Here is a 22,799-nt window from a genome sequence, read left to right on the forward strand (position 1 = left end):
ATTCAAGTTCATTTCCAGTCTCTCCTCTCTCAGTTTGTTGCCGAAGTTGGTGTAACAAAATAATCAGCGTTAGCCAGACTTAATTTGGGATCTGCAGCTTTTGCCGGAAACATCGCTTCAGCCGTACGAATGGCCTTTAACAATGCTTTGGCTTTGTTTACAGTCTCTTCATATTCCTTCTCAGGCACAGAGTCCCATACAATTCCGGCTCCGGCCTGTACATATGCTTTTCCTTTTTTGAAAATAATCGTACGAATGGTAATACATGCATCCATATTTCCGGAGAATCCAAGGTAACCAATCGCTCCTGCGTAGGCACCCCGTGCCTCCTTTTCCAGCTCCGCAATAATCTCCATCGCACGCAGCTTCGGCGCACCAGATACGGTCCCGGCTGGCAGACAGGAGAGGAAAGCATCGAAGAAATCCTTGTCTTCTCTTAACTCACCTGTAACGTTCGATACCATATGCATAACGTGAGAGTAACGCTCGATCTCCATGAACATGTCACACTTCACACTGCCAAAAGTGGATACACGCCCCAGATCATTTCTTCCCAGATCCACCAGCATCAGATGCTCTGCGCGCTCCTTCTCATCTTGTAGCAAATCTGCCGCAAGTGCGCGATCTTCTGCCTCTGTCGCTCCTCGTGGACGTGTGCCTGCGATAGGACGTGTTTCTACGCGATTGCCGTCAACCTTGACCAGCGCCTCAGGTGAGGTACCTACGATAATCTCATCGTCCATTTTCAAATAATACATATAAGGTGATGGGTTCAGCGTCCGCAGTACGCGATATACATGTAACGGGGAAATTTCCGTATCAATGTGAAAACGTTGAGACAGCACCACCTGGAAAATGTCTCCTGCACGGATATACTCTTTGGCTTGCTCCACATTGCCGATAAATTGTTCTTTTGTCAGATTGGAACGAATGTCCCCAAGCTCCACATCTCCCGGAATCGAACGCGGGTTCAGGTTTTCACCTGGTCCTTGCTGCTGCAAACGCTCTGCCGCTTGTTCAAGCTTCTCGGAAGTGGCTGCATACGCCTGACGAATCTCTTCATCCGTTGCCCCATCTTTGACATGTACATTGCCAACGAGCAACATGTGCTGCTTCACATGGTCAAACACAACAATTTGATCACAAAACATAAAGCGTATGTCATCCATATTCAGATCATCCAGCGCATGAGCTGGAAGCTTCTCATAATATTGCAACAGGTCATATCCAAAAAATCCAATGGCTCCACCAGTAAAAGGAGGAAGATCATCCATCTTCGGACTCCGATATTTGCGTAGCAAAGCTTTCAGTTCTTCGATCGGTTTGCCCGGCAGTTCACGAGTCTTTCCTGCCTCTTCGACCACAATTCGGCCTTTCTTCCCTGAAATCATCAAAAACGGATCCGTACCGATGAAGGAATATCTAGCCCATTGAATGCCACCCTCTACACTTTCAAGCAAAAACGCACGGTCATTGTCCGCATAACGGCGGAAGATACGAATCGGCGTCTCCATATCAGCCAAAATTCGTTTAACAACCGGAATCAGATTATATTCATTTGACATTTTCAATACTTGATTAACGTTTGGCGTTATCATCAGATCACGTCCTTTCAGATTTAGGTAGAAGAAAGTTATGACGACAAAAAACCTCTACCATCAGGTAGAGGTTTGGTTATAAGCTGTATTCAAGCATGTTGCTCCATAAATAACAAGTCCCTATACTTTTGCGAAGGGCGAGTGACAGGCAACTGATCCATGTTCATCCATGTTTCAGATATTATAAGATAACATATACTTCGTAACATTTCGTTTGCATCATCTTCATCTCTTGAGAAATCAATTCAATTCCTCGATGATAGATAATGTAAAATGTTCGTTAGATATATGGGAATAAACGATGTCCTCTGACACGCCTACTCTCTTCCTGTACTTCTCCCTTAGCAAGACGTACCGTGTATGCGTTGACCGATTTCGATTGCATCGGCTACCAAACACTGGACTCTGCTATATACTAGGCTCAACTCAGCTGCTCTCAGCTCAATCTAAACTCTACTCAACTGTTTCTCACTATACATCATATTCACCGGTTTGACAACCATGGTCATTCAAGAAACTTAACGACCTGCCAGATCGGGACGTAACGCTTGTGCACCGTTCAAGTACACGTGATGAATTTCATTTTGTGCTTTGGTTGTGTTCACATGTACCATAAAACGAATACACTTCGCCAAAGCGCCTTTTACAGGCACCTCTAGCGCACACATCAAAGGCACAAGCTCCCATCCATCTAACTGACGAATCACTTTTGCTGGAAAAGCCGCATCCAGATCTCCGGTCATCGTAATCCATACGCTACAAATATCTTCCGGTACAATCTTGTTTCGGTCAACAATTTCCTGAAGCAACACTGCTGTTTCTTTCAAAATCTCTTCTTCACTGTTCTGGGTGACCGTAGTCGCCCCGCGAATTCCCCGTGTAATCATGCTGTTATTCTCCCTTCCTAAGCAGTTCAATGACTTCACGAACAACCGTAACCGGTACATCCTTCACGATTCTGGCAGATCCAATCCGATCAGGAACGATAAAGACCATATGGCCCTCGCGGAATTTCTTATCATGCATCATCGCTTCCATCAAAGCATCCGTACTTAGATGTGCAGCTAGTGTCACGGGAAGACGAAGAGAACGCAACATACGAACAGTATCCTCATACAGCCCTGCTGGCGCTCCGAGTTTCTCACCCAGTAGTGCCGATCCAGCCATACCGATAGAAATGGCTTCTCCGTGCAGAAATTCACCGTATCCAGCAATCGCTTCAATCGCATGTCCAATCGTATGACCTAGATTCAGGAGTGCACGTTCTCCATTCTCACGTTCATCATTGGAAACAATCTCGGCTTTGATGCTGCATCCACGTTCCAGACCATATCCGAGTGTATCCGGGTCAAGCGTAAGCAGCGCTTCGGCGTTTTCTTCGCACCAATGGGCAAAAGCTTCATCACGGATCAGTCCGTGCTTCAGCATCTCGGATAAACCGGCCGATACATCTCTTGGCGGCAACGATTGAAGTGTGTCAACATCATACAGTACAAGCTCCGGTTGATGGAAAGCACCAATCATATTTTTCGCAAGAGGATGATTGACCGCCACCTTACCGCCAACGCTACTGTCATGAGCAAGAATGGTTGTTGGGATCTGCACAAACTTAACCCCGCGCATATATGTAGCTGCGACAAAACCAGCCAGATCGCCCACAACGCCTCCCCCTAGAGCAAGAATCGCCGAACTGCGGTCCAGTTTGCCTTCAATCGCTACCGTCATCATATCCTGATATACCGCAAGTGATTTCGAAGTCTCACCAGACGGCACGACTGCGGATACGACGGAATATCCCGCCGCACGCAACGTTTGCTCTATTCCATGCAAGTATATCGGGGCTACATGATCATCTGTAATGATCAGAAGTGGACTTTTTTTAGTCAATCCATATTGTTCAAAATATTGCGGAGCTTGAGCCAGCAGGCCGCTGCCAATCAATATAGGATATGAGCGCTCTTCAAGCTGTACTGTCAACTGACGCATATTAGTAATTCTCCAATTGTGATTGGTAGCTGGCAACGTTTGCCCGAATCTCCTCCATGGAATCCCCGCCGAACTTCTCCAGGAATGCCTTGGCAATTTCCCAAGCAACGACATGTTCCATAACAACGCTAGCTGCCGGAACCGCACAAGCATCGGAACGTTCAACCTGAGCCGAAAAAGCTTCTTTCGTATCGATATCTACACTTTGCAACGGCTTGTACAACGTTGGGATAGGTTTCATTACTCCACGTACCACAACCGGCATACCGTTGGTCATACCGCCTTCAAACCCGCCCAGACGATTCGTTGCACGGTGGTAACCACGATCCTCCGTATACAGAATCTCATCATGTACCTGTGAACCGCGAATCGTACCCGCTTCGAAGCCGATACCGATCTCCACACCTTTGAACGCATTGATCGACATTACACCTTGAGCGATACGAGCATCCAACTTGCGATCATATTGTACATAGCTTCCCAGACCGACAGGAACACCTTCAACGATACATTCCACGATTCCACCGATGGAATCTCCTTCTTGCTTGATCTGATCGATATAGGCTTCCATTTTCTTCTCAGTCTCCGCATCTGTCACACGAACTGAAGATGCTTCTGTCACGGCGATCAGTTCATCAATCGGAAGCTCCTGGTATGGTGCTTCAATCTCCCCGATACGAATAACCCTTCCAGCCACTTTAATACCGAATTCAGCCAGAAACTGTCGTGCAATCGCACCACATGCTACACGTACAGTTGTCTCACGCGCACTGGAGCGTTCCAGAACGTTACGCAAGTCTTTGAGATTGTACTTCAACCCACCGTTAAGGTCGGCATGCCCAGGGCGTGGGCGATGAACACGGCGTTTTTCCTCATCAGTACCTTCAATCGGCTCAATGTTCATAATATTCTGCCAATGCTTCCAGTCATTATTCTGAACAACGAGCGCTACTGGAGCACCTGTCGTATATCCATGACGAATTCCGCCAACAAAATTAGCTTGGTCTTTCTCAATCTGCATCCGGCGTCCGCGGCCATACCCTTTCTGACGGCGATGAAGCTGGAAGTTCAATTCTTCAAAATCAATATTCAAATTACTTGGCAGTCCTTCAATAATTGCGGTCAATTGGGGTCCGTGCGTTTCCCCTGCGGTTAAATAACGTAAACTCATAATACGTTCCCCCTTTAAACTGTTAAACTTCACATTGCTAAAATCCCATAATTTCTTTGCTTATTATAGTATAGCTGACCAGCTTTGACAAGAAAGCCTCTTTTTCTTATGCAAACAACCGCCTGAGCACATCTTCATGCACCTCAGGCGGTTGATCTATACACTGATTTATTTTTTCCGATAGAAAAACGTCTCTGCCGTCTCCAGCCCGTATTGTCCTGGGGAGAAAATCTGCTCTGTGCTGCCTACGAACAACATCCCACCTGGACGCAGACTGGCTGCGAATTTGTGATACAGCAGGTTTTTCGCTTCCTCTGTAAAATAAATCATGACATTCCGGCATACGATCAGATCGTATCCATCATCAAAACGGTCAACCAGCAAATTCTGCTTCTTGAAGTTGATCGAGCTTTTTAATTTCTCATCAATACGATACATCATACCGTCTTGCTTGAAATATCGACTCGCCGTTTCTGGAGGCACGTCCTTCAGCGAACGTTCCATATAACGGCCTTCCTTAGCCTTAGCGAGTGCACCTTCATCCAGGTCACTTGCCGTAATGGAACTTTCTTTCAAGATGCCTAGCGTATCCAAAATCATGGCAATCGTGTATGGCTCCTCACCAGTCGAACAAGCAGCGCTCCATACCTTGACCTTGCGTTTGGAACCCACGAGCTCAGGCAGAATCTCATCACGCAACACTTCCCAGCGATTGGGGTTGCGCCAAAACTCCGATACGTTAATGGTCATGCGATCCAGAAACTCGTAAAATAAAGACTTTTCCTTCTGCATCGCATCAAAAAAGATAGAAAATGTATTGAACCCGTTTTTGTTACGTAGTGTGGTCAGCCTTCTTTTCATCTGGCCTTCCTTGTACTGAGCAAGATCAATGCCTGTGCTCTCTTTAATTTTACGAATGAATCCGGCATAATCCGGGTCTAGTTGTTCTTGCTCCAGCATCGTACATCACCCTTTGGCTAATAATTACAACCAGGCTGCGATGCTCTTCTCATAGGTTACCAGCTCGTCAGGACTAAAGAAATTGGCAGCTTCACGAGTAGCACTTTCCGACGAATCTGCCCCGTGAATGAGATTATGTGGTGTATGGCTAGCGAAATCTCCACGGATTGTCCCTGGAGCTGCTTCCTTCACATTCGTTTTACCAATGACAATACGTGCAAGTGTCACAATATCGTCGCCTTCCCACACCATGGCAAATACCGGGCCAGATGTGATAAAACGAACCAGATCATCAAAGAACGGCTTGCCTTCATGTTCTGCATAATGGCGCTTAGCCTGTTCTTCCGACATCTGAACCAACTTCCCTGCCACCAGTTTAAACCCCTTGTCTTCCAGACGGCTGATAATACGGCCGATCAAACCACGCTGCACACCATCCGGTTTCACCATCAAAAATGTACGATCCATTACCAGTTCACTCCTCACTCACGGTTCAAAGTTAATCACTATGTAAACGCAATCCCTTTGATTGTAACATACAAGTCCAAATCCTCCCAATGAGGATTTTCACACCGTGTAGAGCATTAAACAACACAAGCAAGCTTAATGTGTACGTTTAACGACAAAGTGAGCAATGTCTCGCAGATTTTTAGTGGTCTTGATATTAGGCAGCTGATCGAGAGCATCGAGCGCTTTCTTCATATATCGGTCAGCAAGGGCTTCTGCTTTAGCAATTCCTTGACTTTGGCGAATCATTCCAATTGCATCCGATGCACTTGCACGTCCTTCTTCATGATGAACACGCGAAATTTCCTTGAGCAACGGCTCACGTAACTGTTCTTCTTCCAAAGCATACAGCACAGGTAACGTGATGTTACCTTGTTTCATATCACTTCCTGGAGGCTTGCCAAGTTGTTTCTCTGTACCCACCAAGTCCAGAACATCATCCTGAATCTGAAAAGCCATACCCACATTATATCCATAGGTATACAACAAAGATGAAATGTGCTCAGGTGCACGAGTAGCGAGTGCTCCAAGCTGGCAGCTCACTGCAATCAGAAGTGCAGTTTTGCGACGAATACGTAACAGATAGTTACGCACACTCTGACCTGTATTAAAAAAGTCCCGAATCTGTTCCATCTCACCAATGGACATCTGTACCATAGCTTTGGCAAGGATGCGGTGAATAGCAGGATCAGAAAGTCCTGCCGTCATCTCTAGCGCTTTGCCATAGATATAGTCTCCTGTATACATCGCAATCCGATTGTCCCATTTAGACTTGACGGTGGGTTTGCCCCGGCGAGTCTCCGCATTATCGATGACATCATCATGAACGAGGGAAGCAGAATGAATAAGTTCCAGTGGAACAGCTACGAGCTTCAAACGCTCGATATCGTATGTACCAAATTTGCCACCTAAAAGCACAAAAACAGGCCGCAGTCGTTTTCCACCTGCCTTAAGCAGATGAAGCGAAGTTTCACTCAGTAACTTTTGTTCGCCTTTTACGCTACGATACAACTCTTTTTCAACGTAATCCATGTCCTTTTTTAACAATCCGAAAATGTCCAATAGTTTCATTCGTTCACCCGTGTCAGCGTATTGTCAATCCAAAAATCCATGCTTACCTTCCCTCCCAGCAAGCCCGAGCCTACAGGCAAAAACGTCGCCCCAGGCTCGCCGTTCCTGCTTGTGTTCTTCTACAGCGTCCATCATGATGCCTATTCGAATGCCAGCACCGACATTCGGGATTTAAACGCTGCGACCAAATCTGAATCAACCAAAAGTACAGAAGTTGCCGGAGCATGGGTCAAGACTGTGGACACATTTATCTGGCCATCAGCACTCACCGATACCCCGGGAGTCAGGGGATCATGTCCATGTGTCGCACTTTTCTGATCCGGCTATTCAGAAAAGCGCGACCCGGCTACATTATCCCCGTTCATCCGGTTCTCCCCATCTAGTAAACAGTTGATGCGGGATGCGCAAGCTATCCAGCACTTTACCTACTAAAAATAAAATTAAATCCTCCATGCTCTGAGGTTTGTAATAAAAGGCAGGCATCGCCGGGATCATTCGCACACCAAGACGTGAAAGCTTCAGCATGTTTTCCAGGTGAATAGCATGCAAAGGCGTCTCACGAGGCACAAGAATTAACGTCCTGCCTTCTTTCATCATAACATCTGCAGCGCGTGACATCAGATTGTCTGAAGATCCGTTTGCAATCGATGAAAGAGTGCCCATAGAGCAAGGCATGATAATCATGCCTTCCGCCAGATAAGAACCGCTGGCAATCGAAGCCCCAATATCACTAACGGGATGATAGATTAACGATCCACCGCGATGACCGAATTTTTCTTGGAGCAGGCTCTCCCGGTTCGTCACATCCCAGTCCATTTCTTCCTTTAGTACACGCCAGCCAGCATTGGAAACAACCAAATGAACGGCATATCCAAGGTCAAGCAACGTTTCAATCAATCGGATACCATATATGCTGCCACTCGCTCCGGTGATTCCGACAACAAGTCGTTTATTCTCCGGTTGCTGCATCATTATTTCACCGCCAGATCAATGAATGTAAACGTAAATACGACTAGGCTCAGTACACTATTCATCGTAAAGAATGCCGTTTGTACACGGCTCATATCATTAGGTGACACAATATAGTGCTCATAAAGCAGGATACCATAAGTAATCAGCATACCTGCGCCATACCACCAGCTCAGATCGGTCATTAGTAACAGGGCAAGAAAACCAATCGCCGTAATGACATGAAAGAACTTGGCAATCTGCAATGATTTCACAAGTCCGAAGCGGGACGGAATGGAATGCAGACCTTCTCCCTGATCAAACTCCAGATCCTGACATGCATAAATAATGTCAAAACCGGCAGTCCAGAATACAATCGTAACGTACAGAACAATCGCTGTCCAATCCATAGTACCTGTCACAGCCACCCATCCTCCCAAAGGAGCAAGGCCAATGGTCATCCCCAGTACGACGTGACAAAGCCATGTGAACCGTTTGGTGTACGAATATAGCACTAACATGAAGACTGCAATCGGCAACAACTGCATGGATAACACATTAAGATTGGATGATGCCCAGAATAATAAAATAAACGAGATGATGATAAAAATAATAACCTCGCCATTCTTCAGCAAGCCTGCTGGAATAGCTCTCATCGCCGTACGTGGATTTTTTGCGTCAATCGCCTGGTCAATAATCCGGTTCAAACCAAATGCGGCACTCCTTGCACCAACCATGGCAAGTAATACCCACATAATCTGCATCCAGCTCGGGAACGTGTTGTTAACAACCATCGATCCCAAAATAGCGCCCATAAAAGCAAAAGGTAAAGCAAAAAGCGTATGTTCAATCTTGATCATTTCTAAAAAGATGCGAATTTTCCTAAACATTCTGATTCTCCTTGGTTCCAATATGCAGTGCCGCGATGCCTCCGGTTAGAGGGTAGGCCTGCACCTGTTGCAATCCAGTTTCAACAAAAATGTCTGCCAGTTCCTTTCTACCCGGGAAAAGCGCCAGAGAGTCCGGCAGCCATTTATACTGCTCATAACGTTTGGCAAACAGTTTCGCCATATTTGGCAGCATATGCTCAAAATAAAAATAATAAATGCCTTTAAACGGCTGCCACGTCGGTTTGGACAATTCCAGACAAACCACCATACCGCCGGGTTTTACAACACGTTTCATTTCAGACAAAACCTGTCTTAGATCAGGCACGTTACGTAAACCGAATCCAATCGTAACATAATCGAACGTATTGTCTTCAAAGGGCAAAGACATGGCGTTCCCTTGAACGAGCGTAATCTGTTTTGAACGGTTCACCGCATCAATTTTCGTCTGGCCCACTTCCAGCATGTTGCTACTGAAATCCAGCCCGTGCATGTGCCCCGTTTCACTTGCCTGTGCCATAGCGAGCGTCCAGTCGCATGTGCCGCAACACAAATCCAGTCCCGTATCTCCCTTGGACATATTCATCTTCTTCATCGTGAATTTACGCCAAGCTTTATGCCTGCGGAAACTCAGAATATCATTCATGACGTCATACTTGCCGGCTATACTCTGAAAAACCGAATGGACAAATTCTTCTTTCGGTTTGGTCTCTCCGCTACCCATTCGTCTGTCTCCCCCTCAATCTTCCCTTACTGCCGCATGTGAAGGCTGCACATAGGACAGGTAAGGCTCAAGAATTGCCTCGAACTCATGCATATCTTGAAGACCTTCCTCATCTTGCAGCAAAAGCTGAATGCGGTGTGTGCACTCGCGAAGCTTGTCCAGCAACACCTCGCTTATGCTGTGTTTCAGCACCATAGAGCTCCACATACGTGGTTCGAGCTCCATTTGAGTCAAATGACCGCGTTCCTCGTCATTCCCGTTCTCGTACACATACCAGAACGCATAGCTATGAAGCATACGCTTCTCGTCACGCATCCGATCCATCTCTTCTATGATGGTTTCGCAAGTGCTGAACTCCATCAGCAAGCTGTTCCATAACGGCTTATCCTCAACAGGCATCATGTCTGTAAATGAAAGAAACAGCTGCATTCTCAGCTGTACCGTTTCACGCAAATATTCATCAGCCGAAACGAGAAGTTTTTTCATCCGTTCATACAGCGTCATCTTACGTGCGTTTACTTCGGAAACAGCACCGCTAAGCTTACCGATCATTTCTATTTTGCCTGCATGAGCAAGCAACTGATAGAAACGGCTACTCAGATAATCTCCAGCGAGAACATTTAATTGGCGTGAACGCATCTCCTGTTCTCCCCGATCACCGGAAATCGTATCGATTCGATCATGCGTATCCATAGCCAACTGAACGAGCGAGGTCGCAAGAGCGTAAAGTTCCTGATGACCCTTTTCGTCTGTTCGGCCCACAAATACCTGTAACAGACGCGCCCGGCTATCCGGAAATGACGGGATTTCCGTATATTGTCGAATCATGTCGTAATCCGTATATTTCTTTGCAAGTTGGGGTACACGATATGAAATCATTCTCATCCTCCGAGGCTTTGCTTTGTCAAACCATTTCTGCACTACAATCTTATATATTATAGCATATGTTTATTCGGCACGCACTGAATCCTGCTATTTGATTACCCCTAACTGGTCATTTCGAACTGCTTCTTCCACAGTTCCGTCTGCATCAGATTGAACCAGTCTTTTAAATCCTCCGAAAATGCCGCGCTTTTCCACGTGCGAAGCATGTCAATGGCATACATAGGCCATTCTCCTCGCCTGATATCTGCCGCAAGTAGCAGATGACGTCTATGCACCCATTCATCCTCGGCCATGACGCGAAGGAGCACCTGCTCCACGTTGTCTACACTGCGAAAACTCAGATCCACGACTGCCGCCATATTTTCATAAATTTCAGTATAACTCGTATCCGTTCCTTTTACTTTGAGGTCGAGTGTCAAAATAGACTGTTTCCACTCCACTCTAGCAATCGGCGTAGACATATGAAGTGAACTCAGTACATCAACCAGATTATCATTGGTCAACTGGATCGTTTGATGAGAAGCGGTTACAGGCTCTGACCGGTCCCCGCCCCATGTACGTGTATGTAAGCTTTGAAAAACCACGAGCACGATGACTGCCGCAATCGTTGACAGCATGGACGCAGTCACAATCATTCCCGGTTTCATAAGCGCCTCCCTGCCTTTACCTGTTAGTGTAGTCTGTCCGGTAAAGGCTCATACCTCATTGTACAATCAAAAAAAGCAGGCTATGCCTGCAATTTTCATCTAACCCATTCAACCTTTTAATGTACCTAGTCAAACTCTTTCATCACTATTCCGATTCAATCTCTCCATGCTTCGTAATCAGCGTAGCTTTTCCCCGGATTTTAATGGCTGAAGTATGTGTTGTAAATTGGGCAATCATCACTTCGCCTTTGTCCAGCTTCTCCGTGTGGTGAAATCGTGTGTCCTGCCCCCGGGTCAAGCCAATCACCTGTACACCGTTTTCTTCTGCTTTAATTACGATAAAGTCATTGCCCGTAGAGTGATCCATCCCGCACGTCCCCTTTTCTGATTTCATAGCGTTAATGATGATCAAGATTGTTTCATTTGTCAACAAGTCCTGGAGGGAATATACCGCAAGAAACCATAATTCCCGGGTCATACTATAACGATCAGCCAGGAAAGGAGAGTTTGCATGAAGTACACCCCCGCTGTGCTCAAGGATGAGCATGTACACCAGTTACAGGAGATTGAGCATCATCTATCTGCCGTTACGGGCAAAGATCTGATTCTAATCGCTTACAGTGAGCAACCGGAACTTTCGGAAAAAAGTAAAGAGGTTGAGTAACAGATTACGAAAATTTCCTGTTTACAGGCAAAAGAAAAGGCCGTGAACAAGTCACGGTCTTTTTTCGTTGACATATGGAATATGTAGAAATCTTATTTAATTCCGTCTTTGAGCGCTTTACCTGGTTTGAACGCAGGAATTTTGCTCGCAGGAATTTCGATTTCTTCACCTGTTTGCGGGTTGCGTCCTTTACGTGCAGAGCGCTCGCGAACTTCGAAGTTCCCAAAACCAACCAATTGTACTTTGTCTCCGTTTTGAAGAGCCTCAGAGATCGCTTCGAATACGGCATCAACCGCTTTCGTTACATCCTTTTTGGACAATTCAGTAGCCTCGGATACGTGTGTAATCAAGTCTGATTTGTTCATTTGTTTTTCACCTCCTGAATCAATGTCCTGAATGTTATACTGTGTTTCCGTTTTATAAGGAAATATACGTTCATTCACAAAAAAACGTTGACCATTTTGAGCGATGAACATTCATCTCCGCCTGCGGCCCACAGTCATTTCTGGTAAAAGCCGCCTGAAACCTCGCGTGTTTCTGACGCCGAACAAATTTTATACTAATACAGACAGCACACAATTTCAAGTGCGGCTACGGTTTAAAACGTAAAATGTAACTGCCAGAGCCAGCACAAGCACTCCGCCTTTGACAATATCATGTGTAAAATACTGGACATTCATCATCGTCAATCCATTGACCAGGACACCAATCAGAACGGAACCGATAAAGGTTCCGATTACATTCGGCTTCCCGGCGCCAAAAACAGAAAAACCAACAAATACAGCAGCTACGGATTCCATTAACAATGGAGATCCGGCATCAATCTGTCCCGATCCCACTTTGGACGCATAGATGATTCCTCCAATAGCCGCGAAGATTCCAGCTGCCACATAAGCAAGTGTTCGAACCTTTTTCACCTTGATCCCAGAGAGCCTTGCCGCCTCCTCATTTCCGCCTGTGATATACATTTGCCTACCATATTTGGTGTATGTCAAAAAGATATGAACACCGATTACAGCAATAAGCAGCAGGATAACAGAAATCGGCATCCCCAGCCATTTCCCTTGCCCAATCAACAGAAACGTCGGGTCCATCTCTCCAGCAGCCTTACTTCCATCCGGGAACTGCATATGGTTGTATATTGTATATCCCTGCGCATAGGTTTTGTGGATACCTCCGATGATGTACATTGTCGCAAGCGTTGCAAGCAGATCCGGAATACGCAGTTTTACAATCAACAGCGCGTTCAGCAGACCAATGATAGCCCCGATAACGAGAGGTACGATAATAACGACAGCAAGAGGCTGTTGATACCAGATCATTAATGACGCAGTAACAACGGTTGTCAGCGAGACGGTCGCTCCCACAGAGAGATCAAATCCATCTACAATGAGAGATAATGTTACACCAATCGCCACAAAGGTTACGATCGAGATCGAACCCAAAATATCCGTCAAATTGCTATACGTGAAGAAATAGGGCAGTTTTATGCCGAAAAAAGCAATAACGCCTATAATGACTATAATCGCCCCATAACGGAACGCAAAATCGAGTGATTTATCCTTCATGCTTCCACCTCTTGTCCACCGCTTGCATAGTAAAGCAGCTGTTCTTGGTTCGTCTCGCCACGCTGGAACTCTTTTACGATAACCCCTTCACACATGACCGCTATCCGGTCTCCGATCCCCATTCCTTCATCCAATTCACAAGTGAAATAGATCACCGCTTTACCAGCCAACGCCAATTCATTGATAATGCGGAAAATGTCACTTTTCGCCCCGATATCCACACCTTTTGTTGGTTCGTCAAAAATAAATACATCTGCATCCGTACGCAACCATTTTCCTATGGCTACCTTTTGCTGATTACCGCCACTTAAATACTTCACTTCTTGTTTCACGGAAGAAGTCTTGATGCCGAGTTGTTCCACTAGTGAATCTGCATGATGACGCTCACGTTTCCGGTTAACAAAGCCCAGTCGACTAAGCTTGGAAAGCAAGGGCAGGCTCAGATTACGTTCCACATTCTCCTGAATAAGAATGCCTTGTTTACGTCGTTCCTCCGGAACAGATACAATGCCTAGAGCCGCTGCATCCGCGGGTTGAGACAGACGGATATTCCGTCCGAGTAATCTTATCTCACCTGCCTGCAATCGATCAGCACCAATCAGCAGACGAGAGCATTCCGTTTTCCCAGCACCCACGAGCCCAACCACAGCCAGCACTTCTCCGCGGCGAACCTCAAGGTCAACCCCTTTCACCTTCAACCCCCGCCGAAGACCTCGGGCTTGCAGCAGCAGCTCTCCCACAGGTGCTTCGGTCTTGGGAAACTCTTCTTCGAACGGTTTACCTAACATTTGCGTAACCAGATCGTTGATCGTCAGTCCATTAGTTTCACCGGTAAACACATGACGACCGTCCCTCATCACAGTAACCCGGTCACAGTGAGTCGTTACTTCGGCAAGACGATGAGTGATGAAAATGCAGGCTACCCCGCGTTCCTTCAGCAGGTGTACAATGCGAAAGAAGGCATCTGTCTCCTCTTGACTCAGAGGTGCAGTTGGCTCGTCGAAAATAATAACCTTGGCATCCTGAATCAGGATACGCGCAAGCAAAATCATCTGTTTCTCGGCCAGGGTCAGCTCGGCCACTTTACGGTGAATCGAGATATGATCTGCCCCGAGCTGTTTCAATGCTTCCTTGGCACGTTGTTGCAGCGTTCTTGGACTTTTCCACCATCCTCCAGCCGATGATGCCAACTGATCTAGCATAATATTCTCGGAAGCCGTCAGCTGCGGCACAAGTGCAGCATCCACTTCCTGATATACACAGTGAATTCCACTTGCCTTGGCTTCTCTCGGAGAATGGAGGCCCAGTTTATAGCCATTTAGACGAATCGTTCCCTCATCCAGTTGGTACGCGCCTGACAGTATTTTCATCAACGTACTTTTGCCCGCCCCGTTCGCTCCAAGAAGGGCATGGATCTCTCCACCTTTTACAGAAAAATGTACGTCCCTCAGCGCAGGTATGCCTGAAAAATGCTTATGGATATGCTCCATATCCAGTGATATCGGGTCCTTCATGATGTTGCCTCCAATCAGCTGTATCGCCTGTCATCGCCTGAAAAAAAGCGCGCCTCGCGGCGCGCTTCTCTCGCTGCTTACTTCGCAGTGATCCCGTACTCGCTCATCCAGTCCTTGATCCCTTGAATACTGCCTCCCCAGCCTTTTACGTACTCAGACAGCTCAGATGTGGAGATTTGTTTATCAGGCAAAGCCTCGCGTTGTACGTACACCGGATTAAGAACAACCGCATCTTCAGTTTGGTCCCCATGCAACTTCTGGTATGCATATCGAACTTGTACACGTCCAATGTCTGTTGGATCTACAGCAGCGGAAGCAACCCAAGGATTTTTCGGGTCCTGAATCATTTGCAGATCTTCGTCACTCATGTCAATTCCATACACCTTAATCTCATCACGCCCAGCTTGCTGAATCGCACGCGCCGCACCTTTCGCAAACTCGTCCCACGCGGCCCAAACCGCTGTAATTTCACCTTTTGGATATTGTTTCAGGATGGCCTCCATTTTGGCTTGCGTATCCAGCGCGGGGTTCTGTGCAGAACCAAATGTCGCAATTTCTTTGATTTCTGGATTAGCCTTCAGGAATGCTCCGTAAGCAATCTGGCGACGTTCCATTGGAGCAAAACCGGCCACCCAGACTTTCACGATGTTACCTTTACCATTAATATCCTTTTTCATCTGTTCCAGTGTTAGTTCAGCCATCTTCTGGTCATCTTGTGACAACACCGTAGCGCCCGGCACACTGATCGCTGCATCAAATACAACGACTGGAATCTTTTGCTCAACCGCTTTTTTCACCCCTGGTTCCAGGAGCGAGTCCCCGTGGTCTGTCAAAATGACATCAAATTTTTGGTTGATTGCACTGTCAAGCAACGATACCATTTTGGCTTTATCATTATCTGCAACAAAGGTGGTGAGTTCACCGCCGAATTTGGCGATTTCCTCTTTCACTCCTTGTACATACTGCTGTGAAAATGTCCCTGTATTAAATTCCATAATTAGCGCAACCCGTTTACCGCTTAAAGGTCCTGTAACGGCTTCCGTCTTCGGTGTTTCACCTGCTGATCCTGATGCAGAAGAGGCCGCTGGTTCTTTTTTAATTCCGCAAGCTGACAACGCCAGTACCAATACGAGTAAAACGCTTAACCCAACCCATTTGAAATTTCTTTTCTTCATCTCGTTCTCCCCCTGTTTCGCTCGCTGTGACTTCAATCACAATAGTTGTTTATTAATATAACGATTAATACCTAGTATGTAAATAGGTTTTAGTGATTTAAAGCTGAAACTTACTACATTTTTCGAAAATAAATTATTTCCACATCCATTTCATCCATATTCAAGAAATAAACCCAAAGAAAAAGACCATGAGATCAAGCCTCACGGTCTTTTGAACAATTAAAGTATGATGGCGATCAATCCGCCTGATCCTTCGTTAATGATTCTACCCAGTGTCTCTTGCAGTTTATATCTTGCATTATCCGGCATCATCGCGATTTTACCCTGAATGCCTTCACGCACAATGGAGTGTAAAGAGCGACCAAACATATCTGAATCCCATACCTTGATCGGATCATTCTCGAAATCCTGCATCAGATATCTCACCAGTTCCTCGCTCTGTTTCTCCGTACCGATAATCGGTGCGAACTCCGACTCCACATCGACACGAATCATGTGGATGGACGGTGCAGTCGCTTTCAGGCGAACGCCGAATTTCGTGCCTTGACGAATCAGTTCCGGTTCATCCAGCGCCATCTCGGCAAGTGAAGGAGCAGCAATACCATAACCTGTTGTTTTGACCATTTCGAGCGCCTCTGCGAAGCGGTCATATTCTCTCTTCGCATGGGAGAACTCCTGCATCAGTTGCAACAGATGATCCTTGCCCCTGATTTCAATCCCCACAACTTCCACGAGAATCTGGTCATATAACTCATCCGGCGCGTAGAGATCTATCTCTGCTACACCTTGCCCCATATTCATACCACTAAGACCCGCACGGTCGATAAATTCATATTCCATGAATTGTGACACGACCCGATCCACGTCGCGCAACCTGCGAATATCTTTTACCGTATCCCGTACCGAATTCTCATAGTTGTTACGAAGCCAGTGTGTGTCATTCAGCACCATAACCCAGCTCGGGAGGTTCACATTCACTTCATGCACAGGGAACTCATATAATACTTCACGGAGTACACCAGTGACATCATCTTCCGTCATCGTCGCAGCACTTAGCGTCATGACCGGAATATCGTACTTGGCAGCCAGCTCGCTCCGAAGTTGCAACGCTTCTTCACTACGAGGCCGGGTGGAGTTGATGACCAGAACGAACGGTTTACCCACTTCTTTCAACTCTGCAATCACTCGTTCTTCTGATTCCACGTAAGAACTGCGAGCGATTTCGGCAATGGTTCCGTCTGTTGTGACCACCACACCAAGTGTGGAGTGCTCCTGTATGACTTTTCGGGTACCAATCTCTGCTGCTTCCTGGAATGGAATCGGCTCCTCGAACCAAGGTGTGGAGATCATACGCGGACCATTTTCATCCTCGTATCCCTTTGCGCCTTCCACGGCGTAACCCACACAATCCACCAATCGTACATTGACATCCAGTCCTTCAGCCACTTTGATCTGAACTGCATTATTCGGTACAAATTTGGGCTCGGTTGTCATGATCGTTTTACCTGCTGCACTTTGTGGAAGTTCATCCACTGCACGGGCGCGATCAGCCTCACTTGCGATGTTAGGCAATACGATCGTTTCCATGAATCGTTTAATAAATGTTGATTTCCCCGTCCGGACTGCGCCGACAACCCCGAGATAAATATCCCCTCCGGTCCGCTCAGCTATGTCCTTAAAAATGTCCACTTTCTCCAATGAAATCCCCTCCTTAAATTACTCCGAAGGAAAAATGCTAAAGAGCATCCGCTTCGTTTTTTCAATCAGAAGACTGAAATCCCTGCAACGGTAGAGCCGCCTTTGTGAGTGCCCGGAAGTCGTCCGCCGCCGAACGTTGCATTCTGATGAAACCGGCGAGAGCGGCGTTAACTCGTACATGCAATTGGACTAGTATCATCTTATGTACCTGTATGCGGCAATATGACGTGTTTTTTTGTTTTTTTATCTCATGATGGTGACATGAAGAGCATCCTCCGATCCCGGACTGCGCGTCTTTATTTCAATCTACTTTATGAGAACCCCTCTCTGTTTATGACACCTCTCACATCTTGAACCCTATTCTTTTCACAAAAAAAAGAGACACACCACGGAACGCGGCATATCTCTTTCGGGATTCTGTAGAGCCTTGAAATTGTACTTTTATTTAATAGTATATGTCTGTTCTTCACTTACTTACTTTGGTTTTGAACGATCTGTGCGACAGGTGTATTATTCTCCAGCGTATATGGAACAGATTTTACAGGTACGAAATAGGAGTGTATAAGCAAATGATTACGTAAATCCGGGTCATCAGAGACAGCATGCTCATCATCGGATGAACCATCTGTTTTTTCCAATGCCTGCATAATATCAAAAGCATAATCCACATACACTGTACCCTGTTCATTCATCATAAAAGGCAGTTCCTGACCCGAATATACACTTTTTAGCGTAATTAAAGGAGATCCCGGCTGTGCCGCTAAGTTCATATCCACCGCATGGAAGCCAGGATATAACTTTTCACCCGCAGGCAGTTGTTGATTATGTACAGATTTATACTGATCCACCATGCGTTGCACATCATTTACTTTCTGCACCGTCTGGAGATCCATCACTTTCACTGTCGGTTTCACTTCCTCATTTTGTATCAAAAAGTAAGCGCTCCCACCATTCTCAAAGGCCGTCCCAGGTATATCATCAAGATAACCCAGCTGCTTCAATTTAGACAGGTCTACTCTAAACTTTTCATACTTCGGCGTATCCGCATCCGCGTTCAGAATTGGCAGTATGCCCTCGTCCTTTTGAAACGCTTCAATCGCACTCTGAATACGGTTTACACTTTCGCGATAAGCTGTTTTGGGATCAGAATTACTCTGAGAAGGATACAAGCAACCACTCATTGTCAGCATGAGCAGAAGAAGCAAAGACAGACACTTCATCTGCTGTAACAAACCCGAAGGATGTCTTCCATCCGCGGTTTTATTCTTCTTTTTATTCATTCGCACCCTCCTAAACTCTATTTCTCTTCTTGGTATTATGCGAACCAATCATCATCTTGCTGTTGACGCTCAAGCTGTTTCCTTATGGCGGCTTTCAGTGGATCTTCCGGAACCTGCACGGTCAGTTGTCCGCATACTTTCGCCTGACACGAGAGTCTTGTTCCATCGTCAAGCATTAGTCCAAGCTTCCGTCTCTCCGCATCCGTAGGTGGAAGCAGTGCATGCCGCTCCTCGGGCGCCACGTTAACTTTGCACATCAGACATGCCGCTTTGCCATCGCACCGGGTTGATATTCGAACACCAGCCCGACGCGCAGCTTGTAAAAGGGTTGTGCCGGGCTGAACTTTGATGGATTTGTTCATCGGTAAAAATGTAATCATCTCTTGCATCATCGTTCCTCCCCAGCTTGATCCGACCAAGAAAACCCGACCAGTTCTTCCACTTCTGATCTGAAACGAGATCCCCATATGTTATGTTGACTTAACGCAATCATCGCAGGTCGATGAACCTCAGGCTCTAGACGAATTCGCGCTGCGATGGGGACATACCGATCTTCACGTCCGCGAAGCAGATTAAAAAGCAATTCATGCGCAAGCGGCATTAGTCGCAACCGGTATGCGTCCACCTGAGTCTCGGAAGCATAAAGAGCTAGCACATGTTCGATCTGGATACGATACCAACTTTCGCACGCCCATACTTCAAAACCGCCTACCAGTTCCAGTGAGCATGCACCTACCTGGTAATGACTCAGCAGGGAAGCATAAGGCCCCGTTTTGTCTATTGCAGGCTCATCAAGCTTGCTCCCGGGAGCACAGATATGCAGCTTTTGGGCATCAGCAATATCAGCATACACATCTATATCTCGAGGTGCTTGTTGCAACTCGACCCCTTGAAGCAGTAAACCGCAACTACCACCTAGTAACCAGGTATAAGGCTGACGATCCCATGCTTTTGCCGTATCCAGTAAAGCCTGGTGTAATTCCGGATATCGCGCAGTCCAATTCTCCGTTTCATGCGGTACCATAGCTACACACTCCTCCCATCCGTCTTTTCATTGTGTCCGTTCTTATGATGCGCTTATGCGGATGTTCTCTCTCCCATGAGGGAATTTAGGTCAGAGAAGCGATTCCACCAAAAAATCCGATGAGCATAATTAAAAAGGCAATAATCGAAAGAATCCCCCGCACGAATCCTTTTGTTTTGGCACGAGCAAATGTAATCAAAAATACAGATAATCCCATAATGAGGATGGCAACTAATGACAGCCACATCTTGTCCATTGCGCTCATAAACCAGCAGTCTCCCCTTCAATCCGATATTCATCACGAAATTGTGACAATTGCAATCATTATAACATGAAATCGAACGTATTTTTCCTATAAAAAGACAAAAAAGCAAGCCAGCATCTGCTGGCTTGCTTTCGTAATGCCCGATTCCTGCGTGAGCAGGCAACGAACGATTATTTTTTTATCATCATCTTCATTAACGATTCCATATTGCTTGGATTCAGCCCACTTTTCTTGACTGCACTCACAATATCCTGAACCGTATCCTCAGATACCGGTATTTTCGCCATGGCGGATACTTGTTTAATCAACTGGCGCAACTGAGCCTCATTCTGCATCGTTGTTGGTTTCACTGTGCTTGCCAGCTTTTTGACAGCTCCTTCAGTGATCGTTTTGCCTGTCTTTTTGTTGATGGCTTTCAGCGCTTCTTTCGAAATGTTGTTACCCATTCGTCTCCCCTCCTCCGGCAATACTCATGTGTATAATATGAGTGTGCAGGGGAAAAGGTGATTAAGCTGCATCATTTTAAACTAGGCCATTGTAACGATATTTAAACCATCAACTCAGGAATGCCATTGCTCCCAAGTTTCCAGCTTCATTACTTCCATCTCCGTTTTCGGATCACGTCCCATCAAGGCTTCAACGGCATCACGTGGCTGCCGATTCTGAAATAACACATGGTACAATTGATCCGCAATTGGCATCTGAACACCGTATTTTTGGGATATAAAATAGGCGGCCTGAGTCGTTCGAATACCTTCAACCACCATGCCCATGGACTGCAACACATCATCCAGCTTCTGTCCCTGCCCCAGCATAGATCCGGCTCTCCAGTTCCGACTGTGCTGACTTGTAGCTGTAACAACGAGGTCACCGATTCCCGCTAGTCCAGAAAACGTTAATGGATTAGCTCCCATCTCAACACCGATTCGAGTAATCTCGGCAAGTCCGCGGGTTAACAACGCCGCCTTGGCATTATCACCAAACTGCAGACCATCCGACATGCCTGCCCCGAGCGCGATGATATTTTTGAAAGCTCCCGCTAGCTCAACTCCGAGCATATCCCGGTTTGTGTACACACGAAAATAGGCATTCATAAACAATCCCTGAACTGCCTCCGCAGATGTTTTATCCAATGAAGCTACAACCACGGTGGTTGGACAGCGCTTCACCACTTCCTCAGCATGACTTGGACCAGACAATACAACAATCTGTCCTTCTTCACATTCAAGCTCTTCAGAGATCACGGTAGACATCCGTTTCAAACTTTCCGTTTCAAAGCCCTTCGTTGCATGAATAATCAGCATATCGGGTGTATAGAAAGGTTTAAACTGATGTGTAACCGCACGCATCGCAGACGAAGGCGCTACAATTAACACAGCCGCCGCATCTGCAACCGCAGCTTCCATATCGCTGGTTGCGCGAATGCGAGGAGACAGCTCTGCACCCGGTAGATAACGTGTATTCGTGTGCTGGGTATTAATCTCCGTTGCTTGTTCTTCGCTACGTGTCCACATCACCACATCCAGTTCGTTCGCGGCGAGGACACTGGCCAAGGCAGTTCCCCAACTGCCTGCGACCAGTACGGCAACTTTTTTAGACAACGCGTTTCCCCCCTCCAGGGTTCTTTGATCCCAATTTATTTTCCTGTCCTTTGGCGAGCTTCGCAATATTCGTACGATGTCTCCAGAATGCAAACAGACAAATAATCAGACTGCCCCAAAAGATACTCATTGAATACCCAGGCAGGATCAAGATGAAAACAGGAGTCAGTGCTACAAAAATTAAAGAGCCTAGCGAAACATAACGTGTCAGAACGATGGACAGGATGGCAATGATCCCGGCATAAAGCGCAGGCAGGAAAGCCAAGCTTACCAGTACTCCAATCGCAGTAGCAATGCCTTTGCCTCCGCGAAAATTGAAATAAAGGGGCCAGTTATGACCTGCAATGGCAGCAATACCGCTGAATGCAGCAATCCATGGAGACCCGTTACTTAACCATATGCCAATCCATACTGCAGCAATACCTTTGATTACATCAAGTAGCAGAACTGCGATAGCCGGCCCTTTACCCAGAATACGCAGCGTATTCGTTGCCCCGGCATTACCACTTCCGTGTTGACGTATATCAATCCCCCGTATTGCTTTTGCAAGAAGAACACTAAAACTGATCGAACCAAGCAGGTAGCTCAGTACAATAGCTGCGATGGATAAAATCACAAACTTCTCC

General features: G+C 46.4%; 26 protein-coding genes. 1 reads left to right on the forward strand and 25 read right to left on the reverse strand.

The window, feature by feature from the left end; translation table 11 throughout:
• Positions 1 to 29 precede the first annotated feature (29 nt).
• The 13 genes from trpE to mtrB all read right to left on the reverse strand — a co-directional run bounded on the left by trpE (position 30) and on the right by mtrB (position 11,751).
• Positions 30 to 1,598: an anthranilate synthase component I gene (gene trpE / locus BLQ13_RS06375; RefSeq protein ID WP_090917209.1), complete on the reverse strand. Its 1,569-nt coding sequence runs from the start codon at positions 1,596 to 1,598 to the stop codon at positions 30 to 32.
• 518 nt (positions 1,599 to 2,116) lie between these two features.
• Positions 2,117 to 2,485, reverse strand: coding sequence for a chorismate mutase (aroH, locus tag BLQ13_RS06380; protein WP_090917210.1), 369 nt, complete (start codon positions 2,483 to 2,485; stop codon positions 2,117 to 2,119).
• A 4-nt stretch (positions 2,486 to 2,489) separates the two neighbouring features.
• On the reverse strand, positions 2,490 to 3,584 hold the full coding sequence (gene aroB / locus BLQ13_RS06385) for a 3-dehydroquinate synthase (RefSeq protein ID WP_090917211.1): 1,095 nt from the start codon (positions 3,582 to 3,584) through the stop codon (positions 2,490 to 2,492).
• A gap of 1 nt (position 3,585) precedes the next feature.
• Entirely contained in the window at positions 3,586 to 4,755 is a 1,170-nt protein-coding gene (gene aroC / locus BLQ13_RS06390; protein WP_090917213.1) for a chorismate synthase, read from the reverse strand.
• Between the two features lie 168 nt (positions 4,756 to 4,923).
• A complete protein-coding gene (locus tag BLQ13_RS06395; protein ID WP_090917215.1) occupies positions 4,924 to 5,715 on the reverse strand; it encodes a CheR family methyltransferase in 792 nt (263 codons plus the stop codon).
• 24 nt (positions 5,716 to 5,739) lie between these two features.
• Positions 5,740 to 6,183 (reverse strand): nucleoside-diphosphate kinase, encoded by a 444-nt coding sequence (gene ndk, locus BLQ13_RS06400; protein ID WP_090917217.1) that lies wholly within the window; start codon positions 6,181 to 6,183, stop codon positions 5,740 to 5,742.
• 135 nt (positions 6,184 to 6,318) lie between these two features.
• Positions 6,319 to 7,293: a polyprenyl synthetase family protein gene (locus BLQ13_RS06405; protein ID WP_090917219.1), complete on the reverse strand. Its 975-nt coding sequence runs from the start codon at positions 7,291 to 7,293 to the stop codon at positions 6,319 to 6,321.
• A gap of 351 nt (positions 7,294 to 7,644) precedes the next feature.
• Positions 7,645 to 8,265 (reverse strand): UbiX family flavin prenyltransferase, encoded by a 621-nt coding sequence (locus BLQ13_RS06410; RefSeq protein ID WP_090917221.1) that lies wholly within the window; start codon positions 8,263 to 8,265, stop codon positions 7,645 to 7,647.
• On the reverse strand, positions 8,265 to 9,131 hold the full coding sequence (locus BLQ13_RS06415; protein ID WP_090917224.1) for a UbiA-like polyprenyltransferase: 867 nt from the start codon (positions 9,129 to 9,131) through the stop codon (positions 8,265 to 8,267). Before BLQ13_RS06415 ends, BLQ13_RS06410 begins: the two co-directional genes overlap by 1 nt.
• A complete protein-coding gene (locus BLQ13_RS06420) occupies positions 9,124 to 9,852 on the reverse strand; it encodes a demethylmenaquinone methyltransferase (protein ID WP_090917226.1) in 729 nt (242 codons plus the stop codon). Before BLQ13_RS06420 ends, BLQ13_RS06415 begins: the two co-directional genes overlap by 8 nt.
• 15 nt (positions 9,853 to 9,867) lie before the next feature.
• The gene (locus BLQ13_RS06425; protein WP_090917228.1) at positions 9,868 to 10,731 is read right to left on the reverse strand and encodes a heptaprenyl diphosphate synthase component 1; all 864 of its coding nucleotides are present in this window, start codon (positions 10,729 to 10,731) and stop codon (positions 9,868 to 9,870) included.
• A 107-nt stretch (positions 10,732 to 10,838) separates the two neighbouring features.
• Positions 10,839 to 11,384: a hypothetical protein gene (locus BLQ13_RS06430; protein ID WP_090917230.1), complete on the reverse strand. Its 546-nt coding sequence runs from the start codon at positions 11,382 to 11,384 to the stop codon at positions 10,839 to 10,841.
• Between the two features lie 145 nt (positions 11,385 to 11,529).
• Entirely contained in the window at positions 11,530 to 11,751 is a 222-nt protein-coding gene (gene mtrB / locus BLQ13_RS06435; protein ID WP_090917232.1) for a trp RNA-binding attenuation protein MtrB, read from the reverse strand.
• Between the two features lie 144 nt (positions 11,752 to 11,895).
• Between mtrB and BLQ13_RS28430 the strand changes: the two genes are divergently transcribed.
• Positions 11,896 to 12,048 carry a hypothetical protein gene (locus BLQ13_RS28430; RefSeq protein ID WP_167375654.1) on the forward strand — a complete coding sequence of 51 codons (153 nt, stop codon included), beginning with the start codon at positions 11,896 to 11,898 and terminating at the stop codon, positions 12,046 to 12,048.
• 92 nt (positions 12,049 to 12,140) lie between these two features.
• Here the strand turns inward: BLQ13_RS28430 and BLQ13_RS06440 are convergent, their stop codons facing one another.
• The 12 genes from BLQ13_RS06440 to plsY form a co-directional block, all read right to left on the reverse strand.
• The gene (locus tag BLQ13_RS06440; RefSeq protein WP_090917341.1) at positions 12,141 to 12,413 is read right to left on the reverse strand and encodes an HU family DNA-binding protein; all 273 of its coding nucleotides are present in this window, start codon (positions 12,411 to 12,413) and stop codon (positions 12,141 to 12,143) included.
• A 216-nt stretch (positions 12,414 to 12,629) separates the two neighbouring features.
• Entirely contained in the window at positions 12,630 to 13,616 is a 987-nt protein-coding gene (locus BLQ13_RS06445; RefSeq protein WP_090917234.1) for an ABC transporter permease, read from the reverse strand.
• On the reverse strand, positions 13,613 to 15,130 hold the full coding sequence (locus tag BLQ13_RS06450; protein WP_090917238.1) for a sugar ABC transporter ATP-binding protein: 1,518 nt from the start codon (positions 15,128 to 15,130) through the stop codon (positions 13,613 to 13,615). The genes BLQ13_RS06445 and BLQ13_RS06450 overlap by 4 nt, the downstream gene beginning before the upstream one ends.
• Positions 15,131 to 15,207: 77 nt before the next feature.
• A complete protein-coding gene (locus tag BLQ13_RS06455; protein ID WP_090917240.1) occupies positions 15,208 to 16,305 on the reverse strand; it encodes a sugar ABC transporter substrate-binding protein in 1,098 nt (365 codons plus the stop codon).
• Positions 16,306 to 16,524: 219 nt separating this feature from the next.
• Positions 16,525 to 18,003, reverse strand: a complete 1,479-nt coding sequence (gene spoIVA / locus BLQ13_RS06460) for a stage IV sporulation protein A (protein ID WP_090917242.1) — start codon at positions 18,001 to 18,003, stop codon at positions 16,525 to 16,527.
• 470 nt (positions 18,004 to 18,473) lie between these two features.
• The gene (locus BLQ13_RS06465) at positions 18,474 to 19,283 is read right to left on the reverse strand and encodes a hypothetical protein (RefSeq protein ID WP_244159233.1); all 810 of its coding nucleotides are present in this window, start codon (positions 19,281 to 19,283) and stop codon (positions 18,474 to 18,476) included.
• 35 nt (positions 19,284 to 19,318) lie between these two features.
• Positions 19,319 to 19,672 (reverse strand): 2Fe-2S iron-sulfur cluster-binding protein, encoded by a 354-nt coding sequence (locus BLQ13_RS06470; protein ID WP_090917244.1) that lies wholly within the window; start codon positions 19,670 to 19,672, stop codon positions 19,319 to 19,321.
• Positions 19,672 to 20,307 (reverse strand): hypothetical protein, encoded by a 636-nt coding sequence (locus BLQ13_RS06475; RefSeq protein WP_090917246.1) that lies wholly within the window; start codon positions 20,305 to 20,307, stop codon positions 19,672 to 19,674. Before BLQ13_RS06475 ends, BLQ13_RS06470 begins: the two co-directional genes overlap by 1 nt.
• 85 nt (positions 20,308 to 20,392) lie before the next feature.
• A complete protein-coding gene (locus BLQ13_RS06480; RefSeq protein ID WP_090917248.1) occupies positions 20,393 to 20,572 on the reverse strand; it encodes a DUF2768 family protein in 180 nt (59 codons plus the stop codon).
• 170 nt (positions 20,573 to 20,742) lie between these two features.
• Positions 20,743 to 21,018, reverse strand: coding sequence for a stage VI sporulation protein F (locus BLQ13_RS06485; protein ID WP_090917250.1), 276 nt, complete (start codon positions 21,016 to 21,018; stop codon positions 20,743 to 20,745).
• A gap of 114 nt (positions 21,019 to 21,132) precedes the next feature.
• Positions 21,133 to 22,173, reverse strand: a complete 1,041-nt coding sequence (locus BLQ13_RS06490) for an NAD(P)H-dependent glycerol-3-phosphate dehydrogenase (protein WP_090917252.1) — start codon at positions 22,171 to 22,173, stop codon at positions 21,133 to 21,135.
• Positions 22,166 to 22,789, reverse strand: coding sequence for a glycerol-3-phosphate 1-O-acyltransferase PlsY (gene plsY, locus BLQ13_RS06495; protein WP_090917254.1), 624 nt, complete (start codon positions 22,787 to 22,789; stop codon positions 22,166 to 22,168). The genes BLQ13_RS06490 and plsY overlap by 8 nt, the downstream gene beginning before the upstream one ends.
• Positions 22,790 to 22,799: the final 10 nt, after the last annotated feature.

It is taken from the genome of Paenibacillus polysaccharolyticus (assembly GCF_900102085.1).
GTDB lineage: Bacteria > Bacillota > Bacilli > Paenibacillales > Paenibacillaceae > Paenibacillus > Paenibacillus polysaccharolyticus.

Excerpts from the sequence above, each read along its gene's own strand:
- trpE (WP_090917209.1), bottom strand. The coding sequence starts at position 1,598 with ATGATAACGCCAAACGTTAATCAAGTATTGAAAATGTCAAATGAATAT.
- aroH (WP_090917210.1), bottom strand. The coding sequence starts at position 2,485 with ATGATTACACGGGGAATTCGCGGGGCGACTACGGTCACCCAGAACAGT.
- aroB (WP_090917211.1), bottom strand. The coding sequence starts at position 3,584 with ATGCGTCAGTTGACAGTACAGCTTGAAGAGCGCTCATATCCTATATTG.
- aroC (WP_090917213.1), bottom strand. The coding sequence starts at position 4,755 with ATGAGTTTACGTTATTTAACCGCAGGGGAAACGCACGGACCCCAATTG.
- BLQ13_RS06395 (WP_090917215.1), bottom strand. The coding sequence starts at position 5,715 with ATGCTGGAGCAAGAACAACTAGACCCGGATTATGCCGGATTCATTCGT.
- ndk (WP_090917217.1), bottom strand. The coding sequence starts at position 6,183 with ATGGATCGTACATTTTTGATGGTGAAACCGGATGGTGTGCAGCGTGGT.
- BLQ13_RS06405 (WP_090917219.1), bottom strand. The coding sequence starts at position 7,293 with ATGAAACTATTGGACATTTTCGGATTGTTAAAAAAGGACATGGATTAC.
- BLQ13_RS06410 (WP_090917221.1), bottom strand. The coding sequence starts at position 8,265 with ATGATGCAGCAACCGGAGAATAAACGACTTGTTGTCGGAATCACCGGA.
- BLQ13_RS06415 (WP_090917224.1), bottom strand. The coding sequence starts at position 9,131 with ATGTTTAGGAAAATTCGCATCTTTTTAGAAATGATCAAGATTGAACAT.
- BLQ13_RS06420 (WP_090917226.1), bottom strand. The coding sequence starts at position 9,852 with ATGGGTAGCGGAGAGACCAAACCGAAAGAAGAATTTGTCCATTCGGTT.
- BLQ13_RS06425 (WP_090917228.1), bottom strand. The coding sequence starts at position 10,731 with ATGATTTCATATCGTGTACCCCAACTTGCAAAGAAATATACGGATTAC.
- BLQ13_RS06430 (WP_090917230.1), bottom strand. The coding sequence starts at position 11,384 with ATGAAACCGGGAATGATTGTGACTGCGTCCATGCTGTCAACGATTGCG.
- mtrB (WP_090917232.1), bottom strand. The coding sequence starts at position 11,751 with ATGGATCACTCTACGGGCAATGACTTTATCGTAATTAAAGCAGAAGAA.
- BLQ13_RS28430 (WP_167375654.1), top strand. The coding sequence starts at position 11,896 with ATGAAGTACACCCCCGCTGTGCTCAAGGATGAGCATGTACACCAGTTA.
- BLQ13_RS06440 (WP_090917341.1), bottom strand. The coding sequence starts at position 12,413 with ATGAACAAATCAGACTTGATTACACACGTATCCGAGGCTACTGAATTG.
- BLQ13_RS06445 (WP_090917234.1), bottom strand. The coding sequence starts at position 13,616 with ATGAAGGATAAATCACTCGATTTTGCGTTCCGTTATGGGGCGATTATA.
- BLQ13_RS06450 (WP_090917238.1), bottom strand. The coding sequence starts at position 15,130 with ATGAAGGACCCGATATCACTGGATATGGAGCATATCCATAAGCATTTT.
- BLQ13_RS06455 (WP_090917240.1), bottom strand. The coding sequence starts at position 16,305 with ATGAAGAAAAGAAATTTCAAATGGGTTGGGTTAAGCGTTTTACTCGTA.
- BLQ13_RS06465 (WP_244159233.1), bottom strand. The coding sequence starts at position 19,283 with ATGAATAAAAAGAAGAATAAAACCGCGGATGGAAGACATCCTTCGGGT.
- BLQ13_RS06470 (WP_090917244.1), bottom strand. The coding sequence starts at position 19,672 with ATGCAAGAGATGATTACATTTTTACCGATGAACAAATCCATCAAAGTT.
- BLQ13_RS06475 (WP_090917246.1), bottom strand. The coding sequence starts at position 20,307 with ATGGTACCGCATGAAACGGAGAATTGGACTGCGCGATATCCGGAATTA.
- BLQ13_RS06480 (WP_090917248.1), bottom strand. The coding sequence starts at position 20,572 with ATGAGCGCAATGGACAAGATGTGGCTGTCATTAGTTGCCATCCTCATT.
- BLQ13_RS06485 (WP_090917250.1), bottom strand. The coding sequence starts at position 21,018 with ATGGGTAACAACATTTCGAAAGAAGCGCTGAAAGCCATCAACAAAAAG.